Here is a 22048-nt window from a genome sequence, read left to right as displayed (position 1 = left end):
CCTATTCGTAGCGCAATGCGCGCGCGGGCTCCGCGCGGGCGACGCGCCATGACTGCGCGAAGACCGTCGCCGCCGCGATTCCCGCCGCGACCAGCGCCACCGCGACGAAGAACAGCGGCGACAGCGCGATGCGATCGTCGAAGCCGCCGAGCCAGCGCCGCATCGCGACGAAAGCAATCGGCCAGGCGACGATGTTGGCGAGGACCACCGGTCGCATGAACTGTCCGATCAGCAGCCTGAGCACGTCCAGGGTCGACGCACCCAAGGTCTTGCGGATGCCGATCTCCTTGATACGCCGCGCGGTGTCGAACGCGGCAAGCCCGTAGAGACCGATGCAGCCGATCAGCACCGCCAGCACCGCACCGATGGTGAACAGTTTGGCGCGCTGCGCGTCGGTCTTGTAATAGCGCCGATACAGATTCTCCTCGACCGTTCGCCCCGCGAACGGGACGGCGGGGACGACGCGCTTCCATGTGGCCTCTGCCGTGTCACGGAAGCCGGCGGGATCGCCGCTGTAACGGACCATCGCATAAGGACTGGGGAAGGGCTTGCTCGAATAGCGATATTCCACGCTGGCCACGGGCTCGCGCGGACCGCGGAAGCGCAAATCGTCGACCACGCCGACGATCGTCATCGTCCCGTTGCCGGCCAGCGACTGCCCGATGGCCGCCGCCGGACTGGCGAACCCTAGGTTCGCCGCGGCGGTGCGGTTGATGACGACGTTGTAGGGCGCTTTGCTGTCCTTCCCGCGCAAAGCGATGTCGTCGGCGGGATGCGCTGCATCGAACAAGCGGCCGGCGATGAGACGGCCGCCCACCGCCGGAAAGTAAGCGTCACCGACGACGACGTCCATCGTGGAGTGGCCCCGGCTCTGGTCGAGGCCGGCACGGTAGATGTTCGATGTGTTGGTCATCATTTGGTCGCCGGGCGCGTTCTGGGCTGAGGTGACGGCCGATACCCCTGGCAGAGCCGCATAGGCGCGCAGCACGCCCGCCTGCTGATCCTCGTCCACCCAGGCGAATTTCGACAGGATGAAAAGATTGTCCCGCCGGAAGCCGAGATCGGCGGCCCGGACGTGCACGGCCTGTGCCAGCATGGTCACCGTGCTGATGCCGAAGACGATGGCGATGGCGAACTGGCCGACGACCAGCGCGGTCCGCAACCGCGCGCCCGCGCGTCCGCCGCCCGGCGCCCGCGCCGATGCGAGCACCGCCGCCGGCCGGAAGCGGGTCAGCACCAGCGCCGGATAGAGGCCGGCCGCCGCCCCGACAAAGACGATCACGAGGACCAGCGGCACGAGGATCGACCCTTCGCCGATGTAGCGGATAGAGAGCGACATGCCGCCAGCGAGGTTGACGAGCGGCAGGGCAAGCTCTGCGATCGCCAGCCCGATCAATGCGGCGAGCGCGACGGTCGCCGTCGCCTCCAGCATGAACTGCCGCAACAGCGCCGCGCGCGTGCCGCCGAGCACCTTGCGCACCGCCACCTCGCGCGCCCGCAGACCCGACCTTGCGGTCGCCAGATTGACGTAATTGACGATCGCGATGAGCAGCGTCAGTGCCCCGACGATGCCCAACGTCGTCACCGCGGCGCGATCGGCGGGGTCGTAGAGATGATTGTCGACGAGCGGACGCAGCGATTGCTGCCACGTCCCCTTCTTGATGTTGCCGTCCGGGAAGACATGCCGCTCGGCAAAGCGGCCGAGTTCGCCTTCGAAAGCGCTGGCCGCCGCGGCATCGGGAAAGCGGAGGAAGGTGGTCAGCGACGTGCTGCCCCAATGGTCGAACCATTCGTTCGCGAAGCGCGCGCGTACGATCGGCACGAAGATGTCACTGGGGAAGCTGAAATCCGTCGGCATGTCGGCGACCACCGCAGCGACGCGATAGGTGAAGGTCTTGCCGTCGATCGTGATCGTCAGCGACCTGCCGATCGCCGGCTGCGTCCCGAAATATTTTCGCGCGACCTGCTGCGTGATGACTGCCGTATCGGGGCCGGAGAGCGCCCTGACCGGATCGCCGGCCACAGCGGGAAAATCCAGCAGCGCGAAGAAATTGGGATCGACTGCGACAAGCTGCTCGTCGGTGACGGTGCTTCCCTGGTGGACGATCGCGTTCATCGGCCAGAATCGGGTGCCGGTGACCGCCGGATAATCGCCGCGCAAGCGCTCGAGGAAGGCGCCCATTGTATAGGGGCTCGCCTCCGGGGGGTAACCAGGCGTGAAATAGCGTTCCTGGACGATGTAGAGCTTGTCCGCGCCGCGGATCGACCGGTCATAGCCCGTCTCGAACCGCACGTAGAGGAACAGCAGCAGGAACACCGCGATACCGAGCGCAAGGCCGCCGATGTTGAGCAGGGCGAACAGGCGGTGGCGGGTCAGCGCGCGGTAGAAGCTGACGAGGGCGGAGGCCGAGGAGGACATGGCGATCACCTTCAGGCGACGGGCTTGGTCTGCGACGCGATGCGCAGCACGAGCAGCAGGACGAGGACGAGCAGCACGACGATGACACCGTTGCCGCGCGTGCGAGGGGCGCGGCGCAGCATCACGCCGCTAGCCGCGCGGAGGCGAGGATACGGCCGTCCAGCATATGGACGGTGCGCTTCGCGATGTCGGCATGCGCGGGGCTGTGCGTGACCATCACGATCGTCGCGCCCTCCGCGTTCAGCTGCTGCAGGATCTCCATCACCTGCGCGCCATTGGCGGTGTCTAGGTTGCCGGTCGGCTCGTCCGCCAGGATCAGCCGCGGCTCGCCGACGATCGCACGCGCGATGGCGGCACGCTGCTGCTGACCGCCCGACAGTTGATGCGGATGGTGCCGCTGGCGGTGGGCGATGCCGACGCGGTCCATCGCCGCGGCGATCCGATCCTTCTTTTCGCGCGCGGGCATCGACCGATAGGCGAGGCCGAGCGCGACATTCTCCGCGATCGTCAGTTCGTCGATCAGGTTGAAGCTCTGGAACACGAAGCCCAGCCGGTCGCGGCGCAGCTTCGCCAGTTCCGCCTCCGGCGCGCGGGCGATGTCCTCTCCCTCGAACACATACCGTCCGCCGCTCGGCCGGTCGATCGTGCCCAGGATGTTAAGAAGCGTGGACTTGCCGCACCCCGAGGGGCCCATGATGGCGACGAATTCGCCACCCTCGACGTGAAGGTCGATGCCGCCCAAGGCCGTGGTTTCGACCTCGTCGGAAGCATAGGTGCGGCTGACGTCCTGAAGCTGGATCATGGCAAGTCCTATCGTATGAGGAGGGTCTGGTATTGGGCGTAGGTCGAAAGCGGCGTCGTCACGATGCGCTCGCCGGGTGACAGGCCGCTCGTCACCTCGACCTGGTCGGGATTGCGGCGACCGGTCTGGATCGCCCGCCGCACCGCCCGCTTGTCGCCGTCCATGACGAAGGCCGTGGTGCCGCCCGCATCGAGCCAGCCGCCCGCCGGTACGACCGTCGCGGGACGGTCCGCGCCGAGCACGAGGCGCACGTCGAGCGTCTGGCCACGGTTGAGGCCGGTCGGGACCCGATCGTCGAAGCCCAATTCGACGCGGAACCGCCCTTCCGTCACCTGTGGCAGGATACGGATGACGTGGAGCGCATAGCGCCCGCCGTCGAGGTCGGCGGTCGCCGACAGGCCGGTCCGCACGCGGCCGAGGTAGAATTGGTCGACATCGGCGACGAGCTTCCACTGCCCCTCCGAATCGATCTGGCCGACCGGGTCGCCAGCCTTGAGAATCTGTCCGGGCTGGATGGTGAAGGCGGTGAGCCGTCCCGCGACCGGCGCGCGAACGGTGAGCGCCGCGAGACTGGCCCGCACCATCGCCAGGCTTTCGCGCAGTTCGCGCGCCGTCGCGGCGATGCCGGTGGACTGATCGGCAAGGGTGCCGTTGGCCTGTGCCTGACCCGCGGTGAGCGCGGCCACGCGATTGGACTGGTAGGCGACTTCCTCGCGCAGCGGATCGATCGCGGCGGCGGTGACGAACCCCTTGTCGAACAGCACCTGCTTTTGGCGCAGCGCGGTCTGCGCCTTGGACAGGGCGTTGCGCGCCTCGGCGACGTCGCGGGCGCTGTCCTGGCGCGTGCGCTGCACGGAAAGCCGCTCGCCGCTGTTGGCACTGAGCTGGCCGACGATCGTCGCGGAGCGGCTGGCGACGTCGAGCTCGAGACCGGGGTTGGACAGGCGCGCAAGCGGCGCGCCGGCCGCGACGATCGTGCCGTCCGCGGCGATCACCTGCGCCACCGAGCCGCCCTGTACCGCGGCGACATAGACGGTGCGCAGCGGCGCGACCTCGGCCCGCAGCGGCACGAAGTCGCGAAACGCCTCGCGCGTCACCGCGCCCGTGCGGATGGACTGCGCGTCCACCGCAAGGCTGTTGCCGCCCGGCATCAGCCACCACAGCACGGCGGCGGCGCAGGCGATCGCCAAACCGATTGCGATGCGGATCAGCCGCTTGCGACGTTTGGCGGATGGCCGCTCGATGCGGCGATCCATGCCTGCGCCGCTGATCGGGGTCGAAGAAGGCGTGTCCAACATGCCGGACAGTGTAGACCGAACACCCCGCACACACCTAAGCACCTGTTTTAACGTGTTCTTTTCTACACCCCTAGCCAAGGGTCCGTACACACCTGTAGCCAGTGTCCGTTTCCGGACAGTGCAGGCGTGATGTCAACCGAATCACCGACCATTCTCGTCGTCGACGACGATCCCGATATCGCGCGAGCCGCGCAGCTGCTGCTCGAGCGCCACGGCATGGCCGTCGCCTGCGCCGCGGATCCGGATGCCGCCTGGGTCAGCCTGGCACAGCGCCCCGCCGACGTGATCCTGCTCGACCTGAATTTCGCGCGCGGCCGGACCAGCGGCGAGGAGGGCTTCGCCCTGCTCGATCGGCTGATGGCTGCCGATCGCCATGCGGTCGTCATCGTCGTCACCGGGCATAGCGGCATCCAGGTGGCGGTGCAGGCGATGCGCGGCGGTGCGGCGGATTTCGTCATCAAGCCATGGAGCAACGCCCGCCTGCTCGCGACCGTCGAACGCGGCGTCGCGCTGCGGCGCGCCAAGCTCGACGCCGCGCCGGCACCCGCGCCCGATGCGGCACCGGCCTTGCTGGGGGAGAGCACTGCCATCGCCGCGGTCCGCGGGCTGATCGCGCGGATCGCGCCCACCGACGCGCCGCTGTTGCTGAGCGGCGGCCCCGGCAGCGGCAAGACGCTGGCCGCGACGCTGATCCACCGAGGTTCGCCACGGAGCGATCGGCCGCTGGTGACGCTGGATGCCGCTGCGGCAGATGCCGCCGTTCTCGACGCCACGCTGGCGGAGGCCGCCGGCGCGACACTGGTCATCGACCAGATCGATCGACTTGCCCCGGCGCTGCACGCGACGCTGGCGCGGGCGCTCGGCACGGACCGCGTGATCGCGACCAGCCGCCTGGATCGTGCGACGCTGCGTAGCGCGCTGCACGAGGACCTGCTCGACCGCGTCGCGACGATCGAGATCGACCTGCCCCCGCTCGCCGCGCGCGACGATGACGCGCTGTTGCTGGCGCGTCATTTCCTCGGCGTCTTCGCTGGGCGGTACGGCAAGCCGGCGCGTCCGCTGACACCCGAAGCCGCGCGCGCCATCGCGGCCGACCCATGGCCGGACAATGTCCGCGGCCTGCGTCGCGCGACCGAGCGCGCGGTGCTGCTTGGCACCGCCCCGGCGCACGATGTCGCCGATCTCGCGCTGGCACTGCCACCCGACGATCTCGCGCCGCGCGCCCTGGCGGCCGATCTCAATCTTGCGCGCAGCGAAGAGGCGCTCGTCGCCGCGGCGCTCAAACGGCACGCCTTCAACGTCAGTCGCGCCGCCGCAGAACTGGGCCTGACGCGCGCCGCGCTCTACCGGCGGATGGCCCGCTATGGTCTCTGATCGGCTCGCAGCCGGTATCCGCGTCGCGGTCGGCACCTTCGCGGGAGGCGCGGCAGCGTGGAGCGCCGCCTCCGGCCTCTATGCCACGACCGTGCTCGCGCTGCTCGTCGCCGGTTGGACCGCCGCCGCCGCCGTGATCGCCACCCGCCCGCCCCTGCCGCTGCCGCCCCCCGCGGCCATGCGGGGCGAGGACGATCATCGCCGGCTGACCGCCTATCTCGACCTGTCGCCTGCGCCACTCGTCGTGCTGGAGGCCGGCGTGCTGCGCGCGGTCAACCGCGCCGCGCGCCGACTTTTCGGCGCGGACGACGTGCTTCCCGCGCCGCCGGCCGCCTTGCTCGAGGCGCTGGCACACACGCAGCCGGGCCGCACCGCCACCGTCACGCTCGAGCTTGCCGGCATGCCGCGCCCCTTTGCCCTCGCGGCCGGCGAACTTTTGCTCGGAGGGCGGGTGGCGCAGGTCGGCGCGCTGATCGATATCGACGCCGAGTTGAAGGCCGCAGAGGCGACCGCCCTGCGCGAACTCGTCCAGATCCTCAGCCACGAGATCGTCAACGCGCTGACGCCGATCGCATCGCTTGCCGACACCGTCGCCGCGATGCTGCACGATACGCCGCTGGATCTGGAGGCGGTATGCGAGGCGGCGGAGACCATCGCGCGTCGCGCCGGCGGGCTTCAGCGATTCGGTGACGCCTATCGCAGTCTGGCCCGCCTTCCCGCGCCCAAGCGGACCCGGATCGCGACTGCCGACCTCGTGGCCGACCTCGCCCGGCTGTTCGCGGTCCGCTGGCCTGCGATACCGCTTGCGGTCGATATGCAGCACGCGCCGCCAAGCGTCATCGCGGATGCCGACCAGCTCACCGCGGCGCTGTGGGCGATCCTGCAGAATGCGGCGGAAGCGACGGAGGGCGACCGCCCCGGCGCCGTGACGCTGACTGCGTCACGCGATGCCGATGGCGCCGTCGTGACGATCGGCAATGACGGCCCTGCCGTTCCCTCCGACCTGACCGACTCGATCTTTCACCCGTTCATGACGACCAAGCCGTCGGGAAGCGGGGTCGGGCTGGCGCTCGCCCGTCAGATCGTGCGCGGTCATGGCGGCGACGTCCGCCTCCTGCCGCGCATCGATGATCATACCCGTTTCGAGGCGAGGCTGCCGCTACCGCGGGGTTTCTGACGCAGCCGGCCGCGGGGATCGCGCGCCAGCCCGAGCAGGAACCGCCGCCTCCCCTGAATCGATACCGGCCCGCCTTTGCACCCGGTTCGAACCGGGGAAAGGCGGGCCGGCATGCGGCGCCAAGGGCGCGCGGATCAGTATTTCTGCTGGCGCTCGTACAGCGATTTGTAATGCTGGATGCGCGTCACGCGCAGTCCGGGCATGCCCGACCGGTCGATCGCGCGCTGCCATCCCGCGAATTCCTCGACCGTCAGGCCGTACCGTTCGCAGACCTCGTCCACCGACAGGAGGCCGCCGTTGACCGCCGCGACCACTTCCGCCTTGCGACGGACCACCCACCGCGTCGTCGACGGGGGCGGCAGCGAATCCAGGGTCAGCGACTCTCCAAGCGGGCCGATGACCTTGGCGGGACGGATTTTCTGGTTCTCGATCATTACTCAACCTCGACCGGGGCCAGCAGGCCTACGTTCAACATTCGATACGCTTCCCTAACGACGACGCTTGAAGATCACCTGAAGCGCCTCGGTAAATATCGCGTTCACCCCTCGCCCCACCGCATAAGCGCCGCCGCCATCGGGCCGTTGAACGCGCCGTCGAGCGGCTGGAGCAGCCGCCCGATGTCGCGAACCCGGCCGAATTGCGCCTGCGCCGTCGCGGTCGCGCTGGCATTCTGGCGCGCCGCGATACCGACCATGAGCACGGCGAGGTCACCCGGCAGCCGGGTAACCTCCGCATCCTTGTCGAAACCGGGAAAGCTCAGATCCAAAAGCGTACGCCCACATCGTCGTTCGGGACGGACGGTTTAGGCCACACAGGATGAAGGGTCCGTAAAAGCGCCGCACAATGCCTCGTGATCCTTCGCGAACTTTGCCGCCGGACCGGAAAGGGCGTATGGGACGCGCCATCATGGACGATGTGGATTTCCAGTTGGCCGGGCCCGTAGGGTCGCGGCGTATCGTGGTCGCGATGTCGGGGGGCGTCGACAGCTCGGTGGTCGCCGCGCTCGCCGCGCGCACCGGTGCGGAAACGATCGGCGTGACGCTACAACTGTACGATCACGGCGAGGCGATCGGTCGCGCCGGCGCCTGCTGCGCCGGCCGCGACATCCGCGACGCGCGCGCGGTGTGCGACCGGCTGGGCATCGCGCATTACGTATTCGATCACGAAAGCCGCTTTCGCGAGACGGTGGTGGACCGCTTCGCCGACGAATATCTCGCCGGTCGCACCCCCATTCCCTGCGTCCAGTGCAACACCGGGCCGAAGTTCACCGACCTCCTCCAAATGGCTCGCGAGCTTGGCGCGGACTGCCTCGCCACCGGCCACTACGTGCGACGTGTCCTCGGTCCGCAGGGAGCCGAGCTGCACCGCGGTGCCGATCCCGCGCGCGACCAGAGCTATTTCCTGTTCGGCACGACCCAGGAACAGCTGGACTTCCTGCGCTTTCCGCTGGGGCCCCTGCCCAAGGCGCGGGTGCGCGAACTGGCCGCCGACATGGGTCTTGCCGTCGCGGGCAAGCCGGACAGCCAGGACATCTGCTTCGTACCCGACGGCGATTATGCGGGACTGGTCAAGAAGCTGCGCCCGGACGCCGATACCGCCGGCGACATCGTCGATCTCGGCGGCCGCAAGCTGGGCGAGCACCGCGGCATCATCCATTTCACCGTCGGCCAGCGACGCGGGCTGGAGATCGGCGGCACCGCCGAACCGCTCTATGTCGTGCGGCTGGACGCCGAGACGAAGCGTGTCGTCGTCGGCCCTCGCGCCGCGCTCGCTGTCGCGGCGGCACGGCTTACCGATCTCAGCCGTCTGGGTCCGCTCGACGGCCCGCTGACCGCCAAGGTCCGCTCGATGGCCAAGCCCGTGCCGGCGCGCATGATCGGCGAGCGGCTGGTGTTCGACATGCCCGAATATGGCGTGGCGCCGGGCCAGGCGGCGGTGCTCTATGCAGGTGACCGGGTGCTCGGTGGCGGCTGGATCGCGGAAACCGAAGCCGCGCTCGCGGCCGCGTAACGAACCCTCCCTGACGAGGAGGGGTGGGGGCCGGTACCGCGCCGATCCAGCTTTGCTGGATCGCGCACTAAGAGGTCACGGCAGCAGGAACGTACCCTCGATCACGGTGATGCACTTTCCGCCGAGGACGGAACGATCGCCGTCCAGACGGCAGGTCAAGCGGCCGCCCCGTTCGCTCGCCTGATAGGCGGTGAAGGTGTCTCGGCCCAGCGCCTCCGCCCAATAGGGCACGATCACCGCATGCGCCGATCCGGTTACCGGATCCTCGTCAATGCCGAAGGCGGGGACGAAGACGCGGCTGACGACATCGGCCGTGTCGCCGCGGGCGGTGACGATCGCCTGATGCTCTCCGGTCGCAGCAAGCGCCCTGAAATCGGGCTGCACCGCGCGCACCGCCGCCTCGGACGAGAGAACGACCACGCCATAGCCGCCCTCGCGCCACAAGGTTTCAACCACATCCCCGACACCCAGCGCCGCCACCACGTCCGGCAAGGATTTGGATTCCGGTTTCCAGGCGGGCAGCGCCAGTTCGTAGCCCGCGCCGACCCGGGTCACCGTCAGGATGCCCGCCTGCCGCGTCCGGAACCGCACCGCATCTCGCGGCTCTCCCGAAGAGAGCACGAAATGTCCGCTCGCCAGCGTCGCATGGCCGCACAGGCGCACCTCGGATGCCGGGGTGAACCAACGCAGCTCGAAATCCGCCTGTCCGCTCGCGTCGGGTACGAGGAAGGCGGTTTCCGAGAGGTTGTTCTCGGCCGCGATCGCCTGCAGCGTCGCATCGTCGAGCCACGTCGACAGCGGCATCACCGCCGCCGGATTGCCGGCGAAAGGCACATCGGCAAAGGCGTCGATCTGGCTGAACGGAATGCGCATGTTCGGGACTTCCTCAATAGCCGACGCGTTTGCCGAACCAGTGCGGCGTCACGTCCGCCTCGACCAGCGGGTTGTCGGTATCGACATGGCCCTCCGGATCGAGATGGATCAGCACCTCGACCTTCGGAAAGGCGCTGCGCAGGCTCTTCTCGACATTCTCGACGATATCATGCGCCGCGCCGACCGTCAGGTGCCGGTCGACCTCCATGTGGAATTGCGCGAAATCGTGGCTGCCGGAACGGCGCGTACGGAAATCGTGAATACCCTTCAGCCCCGGCTGGCGTGCCGCGACGTCGAGGAAGGCGGCACGCTGGTCTTCCGGCCATTCCTTGTCCATCAGCTGATCGATCGCGGTCGACGAAGCCTGGAAGGCGCCCCAGGCCAGCCAGATCGCGATAGCGATGCCGAACAACGGATCGGCCTTGTGGAAGCCCAGATACTGGTCGACGATCAGCGCGACCATCACCGATCCGTTGAGCAGCACGTCCGACTGATAATGGACATTGTCCGCCATGATGGCGACCGACCCGGTCTGGCGGATGATGCGGCGCTGGTACCATAGCAGGACCATGGTCGCGACGATCGCGACGATCGAGACGCCGATGCCAAATTCCGCGTCCCCGGTCGCGGTGTCCGCGCCCAACGCCTGGATGGCGCGCCAAGCGATGCCGCCCGCCGACGCGGTGATCAGCGCGACCTGGAACAGCGCCGCCAGCGCCTCTGCCTTGCCGTGGCCGAAGCGATGGTCATGGTCGGCGGGTGTCGCCGCCAGCCGCACGCCATACAGCGTCACGAGGCTGGCAAGCAGGTCGAGCGCGGTATCGGCAAGGCTGCCGAGCATCGCGATCGATCCGGTCTGCCACGCCGCGTAGCTTTTGAGCGCCAGCAGGAAACACGCCATGGCGACGCTGGCGAGTGCCGCACGCGTCGCGAGCGGTATGATCCTGCGTCGTTCGTCCTGGGTCATGGATACAGCAGTCCTTCGGTCCAGCCGTCGCCATCGTGGGTGAAGAGCCTGCGTTCGTGCAGGCGATGCGCGCGGTCTTGCCAGAATTCGATCCGATCGGGAACCACGCGATAGCCGCCCCAATGCGGCGGCCTGGGCACGTCCTGCCCCTCGAACCGCGCCTGCATCGCCGCAAACCGCGCCTCGAACGTCTCGCGCGTGTCGAGCGGGCGCGACTGGTCGGAGGCCCAGGCACCGAGTCGCGAGTCGCGCCCGCGGGTGGCGAAATAGGCGTCGGATTCCGCATCGCCGACGCGTTCGACGGTCCCGTCGATCCGGATCTGGCGGCGGAGCGATTTCCAATGGAACAGCAGACCCGCCTTGGGCACGGCGGCAAGATCGGCCGCCTTGCGGCTTTCACGGTTGGTATAGAAGACGAATCCGTCGGGGCCATGCCCCTTCAACAGCACCATCCGGACGGACGGCTGACCGGAGGCGTCGACCGTCGCGAGCGCCATGGCATTGGGGTCGTTGGGTTCGCCCGCCTCGGCCTCTTGCAGCCAGGCGTCGAACAGCGCGAAGGGATCGTCAGCCATGCGCGCGCCCTAACCGAAAAGGCCGCCGCTGTCACAGCCCGATCCAGATCACCGCGGAACCCGTCATCCGCCAGCGAATTGAATCGCTTCCGCAACGTCAAGGCTCTGTCCCATGCCCGCACGCGCCTATTGGCAAGGCCAGATCCGCCTCGCCCTCGTGTCGATCCCGGTCGAAATCTATTCGGCGACGCGCAGCGGCGCGACCGTTTCGTTCAAGCAGATCCATGAACCCAGCGGCAAACCGATCCATTACGAGAAGGTCGTCACCGGCATCGGCCCCGTCGATACCGACGAGATCATGAAGGGCTATGAGGTATCGAAGGGCGAATTCGTGCTGCTCGAGCAGGACGAGATCGATGCGGTGAAGCTCGAATCCAAGAAAACGCTGGAGCTGACGCAATTCGTCGACGCCAGCGAGATCGACGTCATCTATTACGAAAAGCCCTATTTCGTCGTGCCGGCGGACGATCTGGCCGAGGAGGCGTTCATAGTCCTGCGCGAGGCGCTGAAGCGGTCGAAGAAGGTCGGCCTGGGCCAGCTCGCGCTGAGGGGGCGTGAATATGTCGTCAGCCTGAAGCCGTGCGGGCGCGGCATGGTACTGGAAACGCTGCGCTATGCCGACGAGGTCAACAAGGCGCAGAGCTATTTCCGCGAGATTCCCGACGACAAGCCGGATCCCGACCTTCTCGATCTGGCGCAGGCGCTGATCGACAAGAAGACGGGCGCCTTCGATCCGCAGGAGTTCCACGACCGCTATGTCGACGCGCTGAAAGACCTGATCGAACGCAAGCGAAAGGCGAAGGGTCGCAAGATCATCGAGGAGAAGGACGAGGGCGGCGGGCGTTCAGGCAGCAACGTCGTCGACCTGATGGCGGCGCTCAAGAAATCGATGGAAGGCGGCAAGGCGGACGCGGCACCCGCGAAGACGGCCCCGTCCCGCAAGCCGGCGGCGAAGACGCCAGCCAAGAAGCCGGCCACCAAGGCCGCGGCGAAGAAACGTGCCTGACCGCCCCCTCCACCGTCATTTCGGCGCACGCCGATGACCGATCCGCTCGCCGCGTACAACGCCAAGCGCGACTTCGCGAAGACCGCCGAGCCAGCCGGCACGCTCGCCCCCGGCCACGGCAACAGCTTCATGGTGCAGAAGCACGACGCGACCCGGCTGCACTGGGACTTCCGGCTCGAGATCGACGGCGTGCTGAAGAGCTGGGCGGTGACGCGCGGCCCGAGCCTCGACCCGGACGAAAAGCGTCTCGCGGTACGCACCGAAGATCATCCTTTGTCCTATGCGACGTTCGAGGGCACGATCCCCGCAGGGGAATATGGCGGCGGCACCGTCATGCTATGGGATCGCGGCACCTGGTCGCCCGTCGCCGGTAAATCGGCGAAGGACCTGGAAAAGGGCCATCTCCACTTCGTGCTGGACGGCGAGCGGATGAAGGGCGAATGGCTGCTGATCCGCCTGAAGCCACGCGGCAAGGAGCGGCGCGAGAACTGGCTGCTGCGCAAGATCGACGACGCCTTCGCCGCAGGGACGGACACGCTGACCGAGGAGGCGCTGACCAGCGTCGCGACCGGCCGCACGATGCAGGAGATCGCTGAAGGGAAGACGCCGTCCCGCCGCGGCAAGGCGGCGCCGGGGCGCACCACCGGCGGAAGCGCCGGATCACCCGCAAAGAGCGCGGCGACACCGGGCACGAGCCGGCGTAGACGACGGGCGTCCCCCGCTTCTGCCGAAGCGAAAGCCCCGGCTTTCATCGAACCGCAATTGTGCACGTTGGTGGAAGCGGTGCCGGCGGGCAGCGGATGGATGCACGAGGTGAAGTATGACGGCTATCGTGCGCTCGTCGCGGTCGCGGGAGGCCAGGCGACGGTCTTCACGCGCAACGGCCTGGATTGGACGGACAAGTTCGCGGCGATCGCACAGGCCGCCGCCGCCATCCCGGGCAGCGCGCTGATCGATGGAGAGATCGTCGCGTTCAAGGACGGGCGTCCCGATTTCTCCACGCTCAAGGATGCGATCGCCGGCGGCGGCGCGATGACGCTGTTCGCGTTCGATTGTCTCGAGCACGACGGCGAGGATCTGCGCGCCTTGCCCAATCTGGCGCGCAAGGAGCGGCTGCGCGCGCTGCTGCCGGCCGGCGAACGGCTGCAGTTCGCCGAACATGTGCTGGGCGCGGGCGAGCCCCTGTTCGAGACGATGTGCCGCGAGGGACTGGAAGGCGTGGTCTCCAAGCGCGCCGACGCGCCCTATCGGTCGGGCCGCACGCGCGCCTGGCTCAAGGCGAAATGCACCCGTCGGCAGGAATTCGTCATCGTCGGCTGGCTGCCATCGGACAAGAAGCGCGGCTTTCGCTCGCTGCTGCTGGGCGTGCACGAGAACGGCCGGCTGCGGTACGCGGGAAAGGTCGGCACCGGCTTCGACGCCAGCCGCATGGACGCGATCGCCGCACAATTGTCCCGGCTCGCACGCAAGACGCCGACGGTCGAGGCGCCGCGCGCCATGGTCCGCGGGGCGCAGTGGGTCAGTCCGAAGCTCGTCGCGGAAATCGCCTTCACCGAGGTGACGCCGGACGGCCTGCTACGCCACCCGAGCTTCATCGGATTGCGAGGCGACAAGCGAGCGCAGGACGTGGTCGTCGAGACGCCGGAACCGGCACCCGCACAAGGCGCACCGTCCGTGACGGTCAAGGTATCAAGCCGCGATCGCGTGATCTTTCCCGACAGCCAGGTCACCAAGGGCGACCTTGCCGATTATTATGCGGCGCTCGCGCCCGTCGTGCTGCCCTGGACGGGGCGACGGCCGGTCAGTCTCGTCCGTTGCCCGCAAGGCCGCGCCAAGGCGTGCTTCTTCCAGAAACATGACGCGGGCAGCTTCGGCGATCATGTCCACCACGTCGACATCACCGAAAAGGACGGCAGCACCGAACCCTATCTGTGGGTCGACGACGCGGACGGGCTGGTCGCCTGCGTGCAGATGGGGACGATCGAATTCCACGGCTGGGGATCGACGATCGATGCACTGGAAACGCCTGACCGCATGGTCTTCGACCTGGATCCCGACGAGGCGCTGGACTTCGCGGAAACGCGGAAGGCCGCGCAATATGTCGCCGACCAGCTCGCCGAGATCGGCCTGACCAGCTTTCCGTTGCTGTCGGGCGGAAAGGGCGTCCATGTCGTCGTGCCGCTGATGCCAGGGGCCGAATGGCCAATTGTCCGCGACTTCGCCGAGCGCTTCGCCAAGGCACTCGCCGCGGCCGATCCGGATCGCTTCGTTGCGGTCATGACCAAGGCGAAGCGCAAGGGGCGAATCTTCATCGACTATTTGCGCAACCAGCGCGGCAGCACCGCCATCATGCCCTATGCGGCCCGCGCGCGTGCCGGCGCCCCGGTTGCAGCCCCGGTATCGTGGAGCGAGTTGCGCGACCTCGATAGCGCGGCGCGCTGGTCGGTCGCCGATCGCGACGCGCTGCTTGCCCGTGCGACGTCGCGCGCATTGCAGGGCTGGGGTATCGCGGACCAGCTGTTGCCGGATATCTGAGACCGGGAGGGCACCGACTATGGCACGCCCTCCTGCCGGCCCGCTTCTCGACAGCGGAAATGCCAAGCTATTCCTTGGTCACCGCATTGTCGTTGCCGACGGTATCGTCGGTATCCTTGTCGCCCGTGCCCGAATAGTCGATCTCCGACTGGCCGCCATGTTCCATGAAGCCGCCGCCGGCATCGCCCCCGCCCTTGGCTGTATGCGGGTTGGGATAGGCGCCGCCGCCACTTTCGCCGCCGCCCGCGCGCTTGCCCGGTGCGTCGCCGACGCCGTCGTGCGCGCCGTCATGGTCGGTATCCATCGCCTGCGTTGGCTGCTTGTCGCTCATCGTCCGTCTCCTTGCGGCCTTCAACGAGCGTCGAGCCGATTGCGTTGCGCCTCGCCCTCCCCCACATAGGTCGGTAATACACCAACGGGGACCCAATGGCCGATCCTTACAAGACCCTGGGCGTCGCGCGCGATGCGTCCGAGGCGGACATCAAGAAGGCGTATCGCAAGCTCGCCAAGGAACTGCATCCCGATCGGAACAAGGACAATCCCAAGGCGGCCGAGCGGTTCAGCCAGGTGACGTCCGCCTACGACCTGCTGACCGACAAGGACAAGCGCGCCCGCTTCGACCGGGGCGAGATCGACGGCGACGGCAATCCCGCCTCCCCCTTCGGCTATGGCGGCGCTCGGCCGGGCGGCGGCGGTACCTATGCCCGGCCCGGCGCCGGCGGCGGCTTCAGCAGCGCCGGTTTCGAATTCGGCGGCGATGCCGGCGACATGGGGGACATATTCGAGGGCCTGTTCGGCGGCGGTGGCGCGCGTGGCGGCGGCTTCGCCAGCGGTTTCGGCCGTCGACCGCAGCCGAAGGGTGCGAATGTCGCCTATTCGCTGCGCGTGCCCTTCGTCGATGCCGCGACGCTCAGCCCGCAGCGCGTGACGCTGGGCGACGGCAAGACGATCGACCTCAAGCTGCCCGCCGGCGTCGAGGATGGCACGCAGATGCGGCTGGGCGGCAAGGGCGAGCAGGGTCCGGGGGGCGCCGGCGACGCGATCGTGACGATCGAGATACAGCCGCACCGCTTCTTCACCCGCGACGGCGACGATGTCCGCCTCGATCTGCCCTTGTCGCTGCGCGAGGCGGTGCTTGGCGGACAGGTGCGCGTGCCGACCGTCGACAAGGCGGTGATGCTGACGGTGCCCAAGGGCACGACGTCGGGAAAGACGCTGCGCCTCAAGGGCAAGGGGTTCCACCGGAAGGACGGAACGCGCGGCGACCAGCTCGTCACGCTGATGATCGACGTGCCGGCGGATGATGCAGCGCTGCAACAGTTCGTCGAAGGATGGTCCGACGGGCGGAACCCGCGCGCGGCGATGGGCGTCTGACGCCATGACGTGACAGATACCATAGCCTATACCCCCGAAGATCGCGCGCATCAGCATCGCGGCGCCCGCCAGCGTCTCGCGAAGCTGCGGCCGCCCGCCGCGGCCTGGGAAGTGACCAAGCGCGCCGCGATCGGCGTGTTCAACGATGGCTTCATCCACGCCGGCAATCTGGCCTATCTGGCGCTGATGACGGTGTTTCCGTTCTTCATCACGGCGGCGGCGGTGCTGTCGCTGCTGGGCCAGAGCGCCGAGACGCAGCGCGCCGTCGCCTCCTTCCTCCACGTCCTTCCGCCTGACGTCGCCGAAATCCTGCGCAAACCGATCGCCGACGTGCTCGTCGCGCGGACGGGATCGCTTCTATGGCTCGGCGGCCTCGTCGGATTGTGGACCGTCGGGGGGTTCATCGAAACCATCCGCGACATGTTCCATCGCGCTTATGGGACCAAGGCGAGCGTGCCCTTCTGGCGATCCCGCCTGTCGTCGTCGGGTGTCATCATCCTGTCGGTGGTGATCGCGCTGATGAGCTTCCTCATCCAGGGTATCCTGACCGCCGCCGAACAGTTCATCTACCGCCTGCTCCCGTTCGCCCGCGACGCCGCAGGCTGGGTTGGCCTGTCGCGCGTGATCCCCGGCATCGTGATGTACGGCGCGCTCTACCTGCTGTTCTACTCGGTGACGCCCGGCAAATACCGCCATTCCGACTGCCCGAAATGGCCCGGCGCGCTGTTCACGGCGGGCTGGTGGGTGTCGATGACGGCGTTGCTGCCCTTGGTGCTCAGCCATCTCGGCGGCTATGACCTCACCTACGGCAGCCTGGCGGGCGTGGTCGTCATGCTGCTGTTCTTCTACCTGATCGGCCTCGGCCTCGTGTTCGGCGCGCATCTCAACGCGGCACTGGCGGAACCACCCGAACCGGCGCTAGAGGAAGGCGCGACGCATAAGGTGGAGGCACAGGCGGCGTGACGACGGGGTTGATGGCGGGCAAGCGCGGGCTGATCATGGGACTGGCGAACGACAAGTCGCTGGCCTGGGGAATCGCCAAGCAATTGTCCGAAGCGGGGGCGGAGCTGGCCTTTTCCTATCAGGGCGCGGCGATGGAGAAGCGCGTGCGCCCGCTCGCGGAGCAGCTCGGCGTCGCGCGGCTGTTCGACTGCGACGTGTCCGACATGGCCGCGCTGGACGCGACGTTCGCGGCGCTGAAGGCGGAATGGCCGACGATCGATTTCGTCGTCCACGCGATCGGGTTCTCCGACAAGTCGCAGCTGCGCGGGCGCTATTACGACACGACGCTCGACAATTTCCTGATGACGATGAACATCTCCGCCTATTCGCTGGTCGCGGTGGCGCAGCGCGCGCGCGCGATGATGCCGAACGGCGGCGCGATCCTGACGCTGACCTATTATGGCGCCGAAAAGGTCATTCCGCATTATAACGTCATGGGCGTGGCGAAGGCCGCACTGGAGACCAGCGTCAAATATCTGGCGGTCGACCTGGGACCGGACAATATCCGCGTCAACGCCATCTCCGCCGGGCCGATCCAGACGCTGGCGGCGCGGGGCATCGGCGACTTCAACTATATCCTCAAGTGGAACGAGCTGAACGCGCCCTTGCGCCGCACCGTCACGATCGAGGATGTCGGCGGCGCCGGCCTGTATATGCTGTCCGATCTGTCGGCGGGCGTGACCGGAGAGATCCATCATGTCGATGCGGGTTACAACGTCATCGGCATGAAGGCCGAGGATGCGCCGGACATCGCGCTCGCCTGAAGACCCGACGATGACGCTATCCGCCGCTCTCGCGCTGATCGCCATGCTCGCCGGCTATTACGGCTGGCAACGCGGCCGGTACGAACGGGCCGTTACGCCGCGTGAGGCGCATGCGCGGGCGGTCGGCGACACGTTGGCATTGGCGCTGATCGTCGCCGGCGTGTGGATCGGCGGCTGGATCGCGCCCCAATGGGGATGGATATCGGGGGCGGGCAGCGCGGGCGCGAGCATCGGCGTATTGCTGGCCGTCCTGATCGCCGGTCCCGCCCGGCGCGCGCTTCTTCGCGCCTTCCGCATCGATCCCGGCCCGCAGCGCTGAACGCAAGCGCGGCAAGCGCTTCGCGACGGACCGGCGATTGTATTGCAAAAGCGACGGGGTTTGCCTGCCCCGCCAGGAAGAACCAGCCGGCCCGATCCGCCCCTCGATCACCGGGCCTCATGCTCAGCATCACGCGGTTCACCGCAATCGCGGATCAGGCCGCCGGCTTCTTCTCCTCGTAATAGAGCGGGCCCAAGGCATCGATCACCGCCGTGGCATCGATCGCGTGCGTCGTGTCTGCCCCGGGGTCGAGCGGGCGGATCGTCAGCTCGCTCTTGAAGCCGGTCGGGGTGCGACTGATTTCGCGGCCATATTGCGACTGGACCAGCTGCCGCGAATAATCCGCCCGCGTCGTGATCGCGAAGGCAGCTTTGCCGGCGCCGCGCGTCACCTCGGCCGCGCGCAGCAGCGTCATTTCCTGAATCACCGCCGGCGAACTCGAATTGCCGATGAACTCGACTTTTTGGGTCCCGTCGGGATTCAGCGTCGATCGGAAGCCGTCGGTGCGCTTGATGCCGCCGAGCAGGCTGGTGCCCATCGACAAGGCGCCGCCCACCAGCGCCCCGAGGATGTTCGGGCGCGCGCGGTTGTAATCGATGACGGCACGCGGCGTTTCCGGCACGATCATCGCCAGGGGGATCGCTGCGACCAGCGCGTCGCCGCGCGCCTTCGCCAGTTGTGCGACGATCGACGTTGTATCGGGAAGCGACTGCGCCTGTTCGGCGGTGAGCATCGGGCGAAGCTTCGTCGTCACGTCGAGCAGCGGACCGCTGTACGGCATCGTCACGCCCGGCCTGATCGTCACCGTGCCGACCGCGGCGAGCGCTTCGGCCGGGCGCTTCTGGTCGATCGCGATCCGTGCCTCGACCAGCCGGCCATAGTCGCCCGCGAATTTGCGGACGTTGTCGTTGAGCATGCCGACGAATGCCGCGCCCTGCGCGCTCCCCGCCCCGGCCTTTGGGTCGGCGCTGGCCACAGGCAGCAGCGCATCGAGATGCGTCATTGCATTGGCGACGTCGCGCCGCGCGCCGGCCGCATCTCCTGTCGCGGCGCGGGCATAAGCGGTGTGCAACGTCAGCGTAAGCGCGCGCAACAGCGCCTTGCCATCGGGCGCTTGCACCGCCAGCGCCATGGGCGCGAGGCGCGCCACAGGCCAGGCGGCATCGGTGCGGGGCGCCAGTTCGAGCACCCTGGCATGATGTCCTGCCGCGGTTTCGAGCAGGATCAGCTTGGTGGACAGATCGGGATCGAGCCGGACGACGCTGTCCATCGCCGCGGCCCCGCCATCGGACAGCTGCTCGAGCACGCTTTCCCCCGCGAGCTGGACATGCAGCGCATAGGGGCGCGCTGCCATCGCGGCGCGCGCCAGCGGGCCCGCCGCCGCGACATCGCCCTGCCGGGCGAGCGCGATCGCCCTTAGCAGCGACAGCGAAACGCCCATGCTGCGCTTGTAGAAGGGGTCGCCGGCCAGCTGCGCACCCGCCGCCTCTGCCGCCTCCAGGTCGGCGATGGCGGCTGGAATCGCGTCGCTGGCCATGTTCGCGGCGGCACGGGCGCGCAGCAGATGGACACGCCGCAGCGTCTGCGTCGGCAGCAAGCGCGGACTGGCGAGCGCACGGGTACAGGCGGCGATCGCCGCGCCGTTGCGATTCCCCGCGATTCCCCATGATGCGACGGACGACGGCGGACGCATGCCATCCGCCTGCTTGCCGGGCGCCTGCAGTCCGTCGCAGGTCTCGAAATCGACCTTGTCGGCTTCCGCCAGTGCCGGCGTCGCGCTCGCGAGCGCCGCAGCGACGATCGCACATCCCCCCAATCGCATCCCAATCCCCCAATCAGGCCTTCGAATCGGCGCATCGCGCCGTCATGGCGACGCTAGGATATCGCGCGTCGATCTGCCATGGCTGGCGGCATGCCCGCCCGCCCCCACCACCGCGTCGTTCCCGCCATCCTGGCCCCGCGCACGAGGGCGCGCGCATGAGCGTCAACAGCTTCGGCCATCTGTTCCGCTTCACCACCTGGGGCGAGAGCCACGGCCCGGCGATCGGGGCGGTGGTCGACGGCTGCCCGCCGGGAATCGCGCTCGACGCGGCCGATATCCAGCCCTGGCTCGACAAGCGGCGGCCGGGGACCAGTCGCTTCACGACCCAGCGGCGCGAACCCGATCAGGTCCGCATCCTGTCCGGCGTCTTCGAAGGGCGCACGACCGGTACGCCGATCAGCCTGATGATCGAGAACGTCGACCAACGGTCGAAGGACTATTCGGATGTCGCCAAGGCCTATCGTCCCGGCCACGCCGACTATGCCTATGACGCCAAGTACGGCTTTCGCGACTATCGCGGCGGCGGACGCTCCTCCGCGCGCGAGACGGCAAGCCGCGTCGCAGCCGGCGCGGTCGCGCGGCTGGTCGTGCCGGGCGTCCGCATCCGTGCCTGGGTTGAGGCGATCGGCGGCGATGCGATCGATTACGGCGCGTTCGACGATGCCGCGATCGACGACAACCCCTTCTTCTGCCCCGATCCTGCCGCCGCGGCACGGTGGGAAGCGATGGTGGATGCCGCGCGCAAGGACGGATCGTCGCTGGGCGCGGTGGTGGCGTGCGAGGCGACGGGCGTCCCCGCCGGCTGGGGCGCGCCGCTCTATGCCAAGCTCGACGCGGAACTGGCGCATGCTTGCATGGGGATCAATGCGGTCAAGGGCGTGGAGATCGGCGACGGCTTTGCCGCGGCCGCGCTGCGGGGCGAGCAGAATGCCGATCCGATGCGCCCGGGCGTGTCCGGCCCGACGTTCCTGGCCAATCATGCCGGTGGCATCGCGGGTGGCATCGCGACCGGCCAGCCGATCCGGCTGCGCGTCGCGTTCAAGCCGACCAGCTCGATCCTGATCCCGGTCGAGACCGTCGACCGGTCCGGCGCGGCCGCCGAAATCCTGACCAAGGGGCGTCATGATCCATGTGTTGGCATCCGCGGCGTCCCCGTCGTGGAGGCGATGGTCGCGCTCGTTTTAGCCGATCAGGCGTTGCTTCACCGGGGTCAATGCGGCCGATAGAGGGAACGCTCCTGCACCCGACCCGTTGAGGGCGGACAGATTTTTGCAGGAGAGAACAATGCGTAAGGTCCTTCCGATCATGGCAGCTGCCATGCTGATCAGCCCGGCCGCGTTCGCGCAGACCACCACCACCGGCGGTTCGACGACGGGCTCGATGGGCGGCCAGACCACCACGTCGCCGACCGACCAGACGACCACGTCGGGCAGCATGTCGACGCAGTCGCGCGGCAAGATGAACAAGCGTGGACGTAGCAGCCGCGCCGGAACCAACGGCAGCACGACGGGCGTCGAGAATTCGACCGGCACGTCGACCACGGGCAGCATGGGCGGCACGACCGGCACCACCGATACGATGGGCGGCACGACCGGCACCGGCACGGGCACGACCACCGGCACGATGGGTGGCGGCACGACCGGCACGATGGGCGGCACCTCGACCACCGGCACGATGGGCGGCACCGCCGGCACGACCGCCGGCACCCCGACGCCGCAATAACAGCCTCGC

The 22048-nt window shown here is 68.2% G+C and carries 21 protein-coding genes; 11 read left to right on the top strand and 10 right to left on the bottom strand.

Features of this window, described 5'->3' with window-relative positions:
* Nucleotide 1: 1 nt before the first annotated feature.
* The 3 genes from RF701_RS13820 to RF701_RS13810 all read right to left on the bottom strand — a co-directional run bounded on the left by RF701_RS13820 (nucleotide 2) and on the right by RF701_RS13810 (nucleotide 4477).
* The gene (locus RF701_RS13820) at nucleotides 2-2419 is read right to left on the bottom strand and encodes an ABC transporter permease (RefSeq protein WP_308815285.1); all 2418 of its coding nucleotides are present in this window, start codon (nucleotides 2417-2419) and stop codon (nucleotides 2-4) included.
* A 121-nt stretch (nucleotides 2420-2540) separates the two neighbouring features.
* Entirely contained in the window at nucleotides 2541-3221 is a 681-nt protein-coding gene (locus RF701_RS13815) for an ABC transporter ATP-binding protein (protein ID WP_203308607.1), read from the bottom strand.
* Nucleotides 3222-3229: 8 nt separating this feature from the next.
* A complete protein-coding gene (locus RF701_RS13810; protein ID WP_308815284.1) occupies nucleotides 3230-4477 on the bottom strand; it encodes an efflux RND transporter periplasmic adaptor subunit in 1248 nt (415 codons plus the stop codon).
* Between the two features lie 171 nt (nucleotides 4478-4648).
* Here RF701_RS13810 and RF701_RS13805 point away from each other — a divergent pair, with 171 nt between their 5' ends.
* Both RF701_RS13805 and RF701_RS13800 read left to right on the top strand, forming a co-directional pair.
* Nucleotides 4649-5893: a response regulator gene (locus tag RF701_RS13805; protein WP_308815283.1), complete on the top strand. Its 1245-nt coding sequence runs from the start codon at nucleotides 4649-4651 to the stop codon at nucleotides 5891-5893.
* A complete protein-coding gene (locus RF701_RS13800) occupies nucleotides 5883-7070 on the top strand; it encodes an ATP-binding protein (protein ID WP_308815282.1) in 1188 nt (395 codons plus the stop codon). Before RF701_RS13805 ends, RF701_RS13800 begins: the two co-directional genes overlap by 11 nt.
* A gap of 134 nt (nucleotides 7071-7204) precedes the next feature.
* Here the strand turns inward: RF701_RS13800 and RF701_RS13795 are convergent, their stop codons facing one another.
* Both RF701_RS13795 and RF701_RS13790 read right to left on the bottom strand, forming a co-directional pair.
* Complete coding sequence (locus tag RF701_RS13795; protein ID WP_115378580.1) at nucleotides 7205-7504, bottom strand: DUF1153 domain-containing protein; 300 nt, start codon at nucleotides 7502-7504, stop codon at nucleotides 7205-7207.
* A 104-nt stretch (nucleotides 7505-7608) separates the two neighbouring features.
* Nucleotides 7609-7836, bottom strand: coding sequence for a hypothetical protein (locus RF701_RS13790; protein WP_308815281.1), 228 nt, complete (start codon nucleotides 7834-7836; stop codon nucleotides 7609-7611).
* Between the two features lie 140 nt (nucleotides 7837-7976).
* Between RF701_RS13790 and mnmA the strand changes: the two genes are divergently transcribed.
* Nucleotides 7977-9080 carry a tRNA 2-thiouridine(34) synthase MnmA gene (mnmA, locus tag RF701_RS13785; RefSeq protein WP_308815280.1) on the top strand — a complete coding sequence of 368 codons (1104 nt, stop codon included), beginning with the start codon at nucleotides 7977-7979 and terminating at the stop codon, nucleotides 9078-9080.
* Between the two features lie 75 nt (nucleotides 9081-9155).
* Here mnmA and RF701_RS13780 read toward each other — a convergent pair whose 3' ends face one another.
* The 3 genes from RF701_RS13780 to pdxH are packed head-to-tail and all read right to left on the bottom strand — an operon-like array spanning nucleotide 9156 to nucleotide 11495.
* Nucleotides 9156-9953 carry a PhzF family phenazine biosynthesis protein gene (locus RF701_RS13780; protein ID WP_308815279.1) on the bottom strand — a complete coding sequence of 266 codons (798 nt, stop codon included), beginning with the start codon at nucleotides 9951-9953 and terminating at the stop codon, nucleotides 9156-9158.
* Nucleotides 9954-9966: 13 nt separating this feature from the next.
* Nucleotides 9967-10920: a cation diffusion facilitator family transporter gene (locus tag RF701_RS13775; RefSeq protein ID WP_210357037.1), complete on the bottom strand. Its 954-nt coding sequence runs from the start codon at nucleotides 10918-10920 to the stop codon at nucleotides 9967-9969.
* Complete coding sequence (gene pdxH, locus RF701_RS13770; protein ID WP_308815278.1) at nucleotides 10917-11495, bottom strand: pyridoxamine 5'-phosphate oxidase; 579 nt, start codon at nucleotides 11493-11495, stop codon at nucleotides 10917-10919. Before pdxH ends, RF701_RS13775 begins: the two co-directional genes overlap by 4 nt.
* Before the next feature lie 112 nt (nucleotides 11496-11607).
* Between pdxH and RF701_RS13765 the strand changes: the two genes are divergently transcribed.
* Together RF701_RS13765 and ligD are read left to right on the top strand one after the other, a co-directional pair.
* Complete coding sequence (locus tag RF701_RS13765; protein WP_203308616.1) at nucleotides 11608-12501, top strand: Ku protein; 894 nt, start codon at nucleotides 11608-11610, stop codon at nucleotides 12499-12501.
* 33 nt (nucleotides 12502-12534) lie between these two features.
* The gene (gene ligD / locus RF701_RS13760; RefSeq protein ID WP_288936441.1) at nucleotides 12535-15036 is read left to right on the top strand and encodes a DNA ligase D; all 2502 of its coding nucleotides are present in this window, start codon (nucleotides 12535-12537) and stop codon (nucleotides 15034-15036) included.
* A 67-nt stretch (nucleotides 15037-15103) separates the two neighbouring features.
* Here the strand turns inward: ligD and RF701_RS13755 are convergent, their stop codons facing one another.
* Nucleotides 15104-15367 carry a hypothetical protein gene (locus tag RF701_RS13755; protein ID WP_287980531.1) on the bottom strand — a complete coding sequence of 88 codons (264 nt, stop codon included), beginning with the start codon at nucleotides 15365-15367 and terminating at the stop codon, nucleotides 15104-15106.
* 95 nt (nucleotides 15368-15462) lie between these two features.
* Between RF701_RS13755 and RF701_RS13750 the strand changes: the two genes are divergently transcribed.
* The 4 genes from RF701_RS13750 to RF701_RS13735 are packed head-to-tail and all read left to right on the top strand — an operon-like array spanning nucleotide 15463 to nucleotide 18495.
* Entirely contained in the window at nucleotides 15463-16410 is a 948-nt protein-coding gene (locus RF701_RS13750; RefSeq protein ID WP_203308619.1) for a DnaJ C-terminal domain-containing protein, read from the top strand.
* 9 nt (nucleotides 16411-16419) lie between these two features.
* A complete protein-coding gene (locus RF701_RS13745) occupies nucleotides 16420-17373 on the top strand; it encodes a YihY/virulence factor BrkB family protein (RefSeq protein WP_203308620.1) in 954 nt (317 codons plus the stop codon).
* An 11-nt stretch (nucleotides 17374-17384) separates the two neighbouring features.
* Nucleotides 17385-18176, top strand: a complete 792-nt coding sequence (fabI, locus tag RF701_RS13740) for an enoyl-ACP reductase FabI (protein ID WP_308815679.1) — start codon at nucleotides 17385-17387, stop codon at nucleotides 18174-18176.
* A 10-nt stretch (nucleotides 18177-18186) separates the two neighbouring features.
* A complete protein-coding gene (locus RF701_RS13735) occupies nucleotides 18187-18495 on the top strand; it encodes a hypothetical protein (protein WP_210357042.1) in 309 nt (102 codons plus the stop codon).
* Nucleotides 18496-18649: 154 nt separating this feature from the next.
* Here RF701_RS13735 and RF701_RS13730 read toward each other — a convergent pair whose 3' ends face one another.
* A complete protein-coding gene (locus RF701_RS13730) occupies nucleotides 18650-20317 on the bottom strand; it encodes a hypothetical protein (RefSeq protein WP_308815277.1) in 1668 nt (555 codons plus the stop codon).
* A gap of 155 nt (nucleotides 20318-20472) precedes the next feature.
* Here RF701_RS13730 and aroC point away from each other — a divergent pair, with 155 nt between their 5' ends.
* Nucleotides 20473-21543, top strand: a complete 1071-nt coding sequence (gene aroC, locus RF701_RS13725; RefSeq protein ID WP_210357044.1) for a chorismate synthase — start codon at nucleotides 20473-20475, stop codon at nucleotides 21541-21543.
* A 58-nt stretch (nucleotides 21544-21601) separates the two neighbouring features.
* Nucleotides 21602-22039, top strand: coding sequence for a hypothetical protein (locus RF701_RS13720; RefSeq protein ID WP_308815276.1), 438 nt, complete (start codon nucleotides 21602-21604; stop codon nucleotides 22037-22039).
* Nucleotides 22040-22048 lie beyond the last annotated feature (9 nt).

The organism is Sphingomonas sp. GV3, from assembly GCF_031082075.1.
In the GTDB taxonomy this organism is placed as follows: Bacteria; Pseudomonadota; Alphaproteobacteria; order Sphingomonadales; family Sphingomonadaceae; genus Sphingomonas; species Sphingomonas beigongshangi.
Note: the sequence above shows the minus strand (reverse complement) of the source record. Positions and strands in the feature narration are given on the sequence as shown.

Bases quoted from the DNA above. Each gene is read 5' to 3' on its own strand.
- fabI (WP_308815679.1), top strand. From the start codon at position 17,385: ATGGCGGGCAAGCGCGGGCTGATCATGGGACTGGCGAACGACAAGTCG.
- RF701_RS13775 (WP_210357037.1), bottom strand. From the start codon at position 10,920: ATGACCCAGGACGAACGACGCAGGATCATACCGCTCGCGACGCGTGCG.
- RF701_RS13755 (WP_287980531.1), bottom strand. From the start codon at position 15,367: ATGAGCGACAAGCAGCCAACGCAGGCGATGGATACCGACCATGACGGC.
- RF701_RS13795 (WP_115378580.1), bottom strand. From the start codon at position 7,504: ATGATCGAGAACCAGAAAATCCGTCCCGCCAAGGTCATCGGCCCGCTT.
- RF701_RS13820 (WP_308815285.1), bottom strand. From the start codon at position 2,419: ATGTCCTCCTCGGCCTCCGCCCTCGTCAGCTTCTACCGCGCGCTGACC.
- aroC (WP_210357044.1), top strand. From the start codon at position 20,473: ATGAGCGTCAACAGCTTCGGCCATCTGTTCCGCTTCACCACCTGGGGC.
- RF701_RS13730 (WP_308815277.1), bottom strand. From the start codon at position 20,317: ATGCGATTGGGGGGATGTGCGATCGTCGCTGCGGCGCTCGCGAGCGCG.
- RF701_RS13815 (WP_203308607.1), bottom strand. From the start codon at position 3,221: ATGATCCAGCTTCAGGACGTCAGCCGCACCTATGCTTCCGACGAGGTC.
- RF701_RS13810 (WP_308815284.1), bottom strand. From the start codon at position 4,477: ATGGATCGCCGCATCGAGCGGCCATCCGCCAAACGTCGCAAGCGGCTG.
- ligD (WP_288936441.1), top strand. From the start codon at position 12,535: ATGACCGATCCGCTCGCCGCGTACAACGCCAAGCGCGACTTCGCGAAG.
- RF701_RS13720 (WP_308815276.1), top strand. From the start codon at position 21,602: ATGCGTAAGGTCCTTCCGATCATGGCAGCTGCCATGCTGATCAGCCCG.
- RF701_RS13750 (WP_203308619.1), top strand. From the start codon at position 15,463: ATGGCCGATCCTTACAAGACCCTGGGCGTCGCGCGCGATGCGTCCGAG.
- RF701_RS13805 (WP_308815283.1), top strand. From the start codon at position 4,649: ATGTCAACCGAATCACCGACCATTCTCGTCGTCGACGACGATCCCGAT.
- RF701_RS13735 (WP_210357042.1), top strand. From the start codon at position 18,187: ATGACGCTATCCGCCGCTCTCGCGCTGATCGCCATGCTCGCCGGCTAT.
- mnmA (WP_308815280.1), top strand. From the start codon at position 7,977: ATGGACGATGTGGATTTCCAGTTGGCCGGGCCCGTAGGGTCGCGGCGT.
- pdxH (WP_308815278.1), bottom strand. From the start codon at position 11,495: ATGGCTGACGATCCCTTCGCGCTGTTCGACGCCTGGCTGCAAGAGGCC.
- RF701_RS13765 (WP_203308616.1), top strand. From the start codon at position 11,608: ATGCCCGCACGCGCCTATTGGCAAGGCCAGATCCGCCTCGCCCTCGTG.
- RF701_RS13800 (WP_308815282.1), top strand. From the start codon at position 5,883: ATGGTCTCTGATCGGCTCGCAGCCGGTATCCGCGTCGCGGTCGGCACC.
- RF701_RS13780 (WP_308815279.1), bottom strand. From the start codon at position 9,953: ATGCGCATTCCGTTCAGCCAGATCGACGCCTTTGCCGATGTGCCTTTC.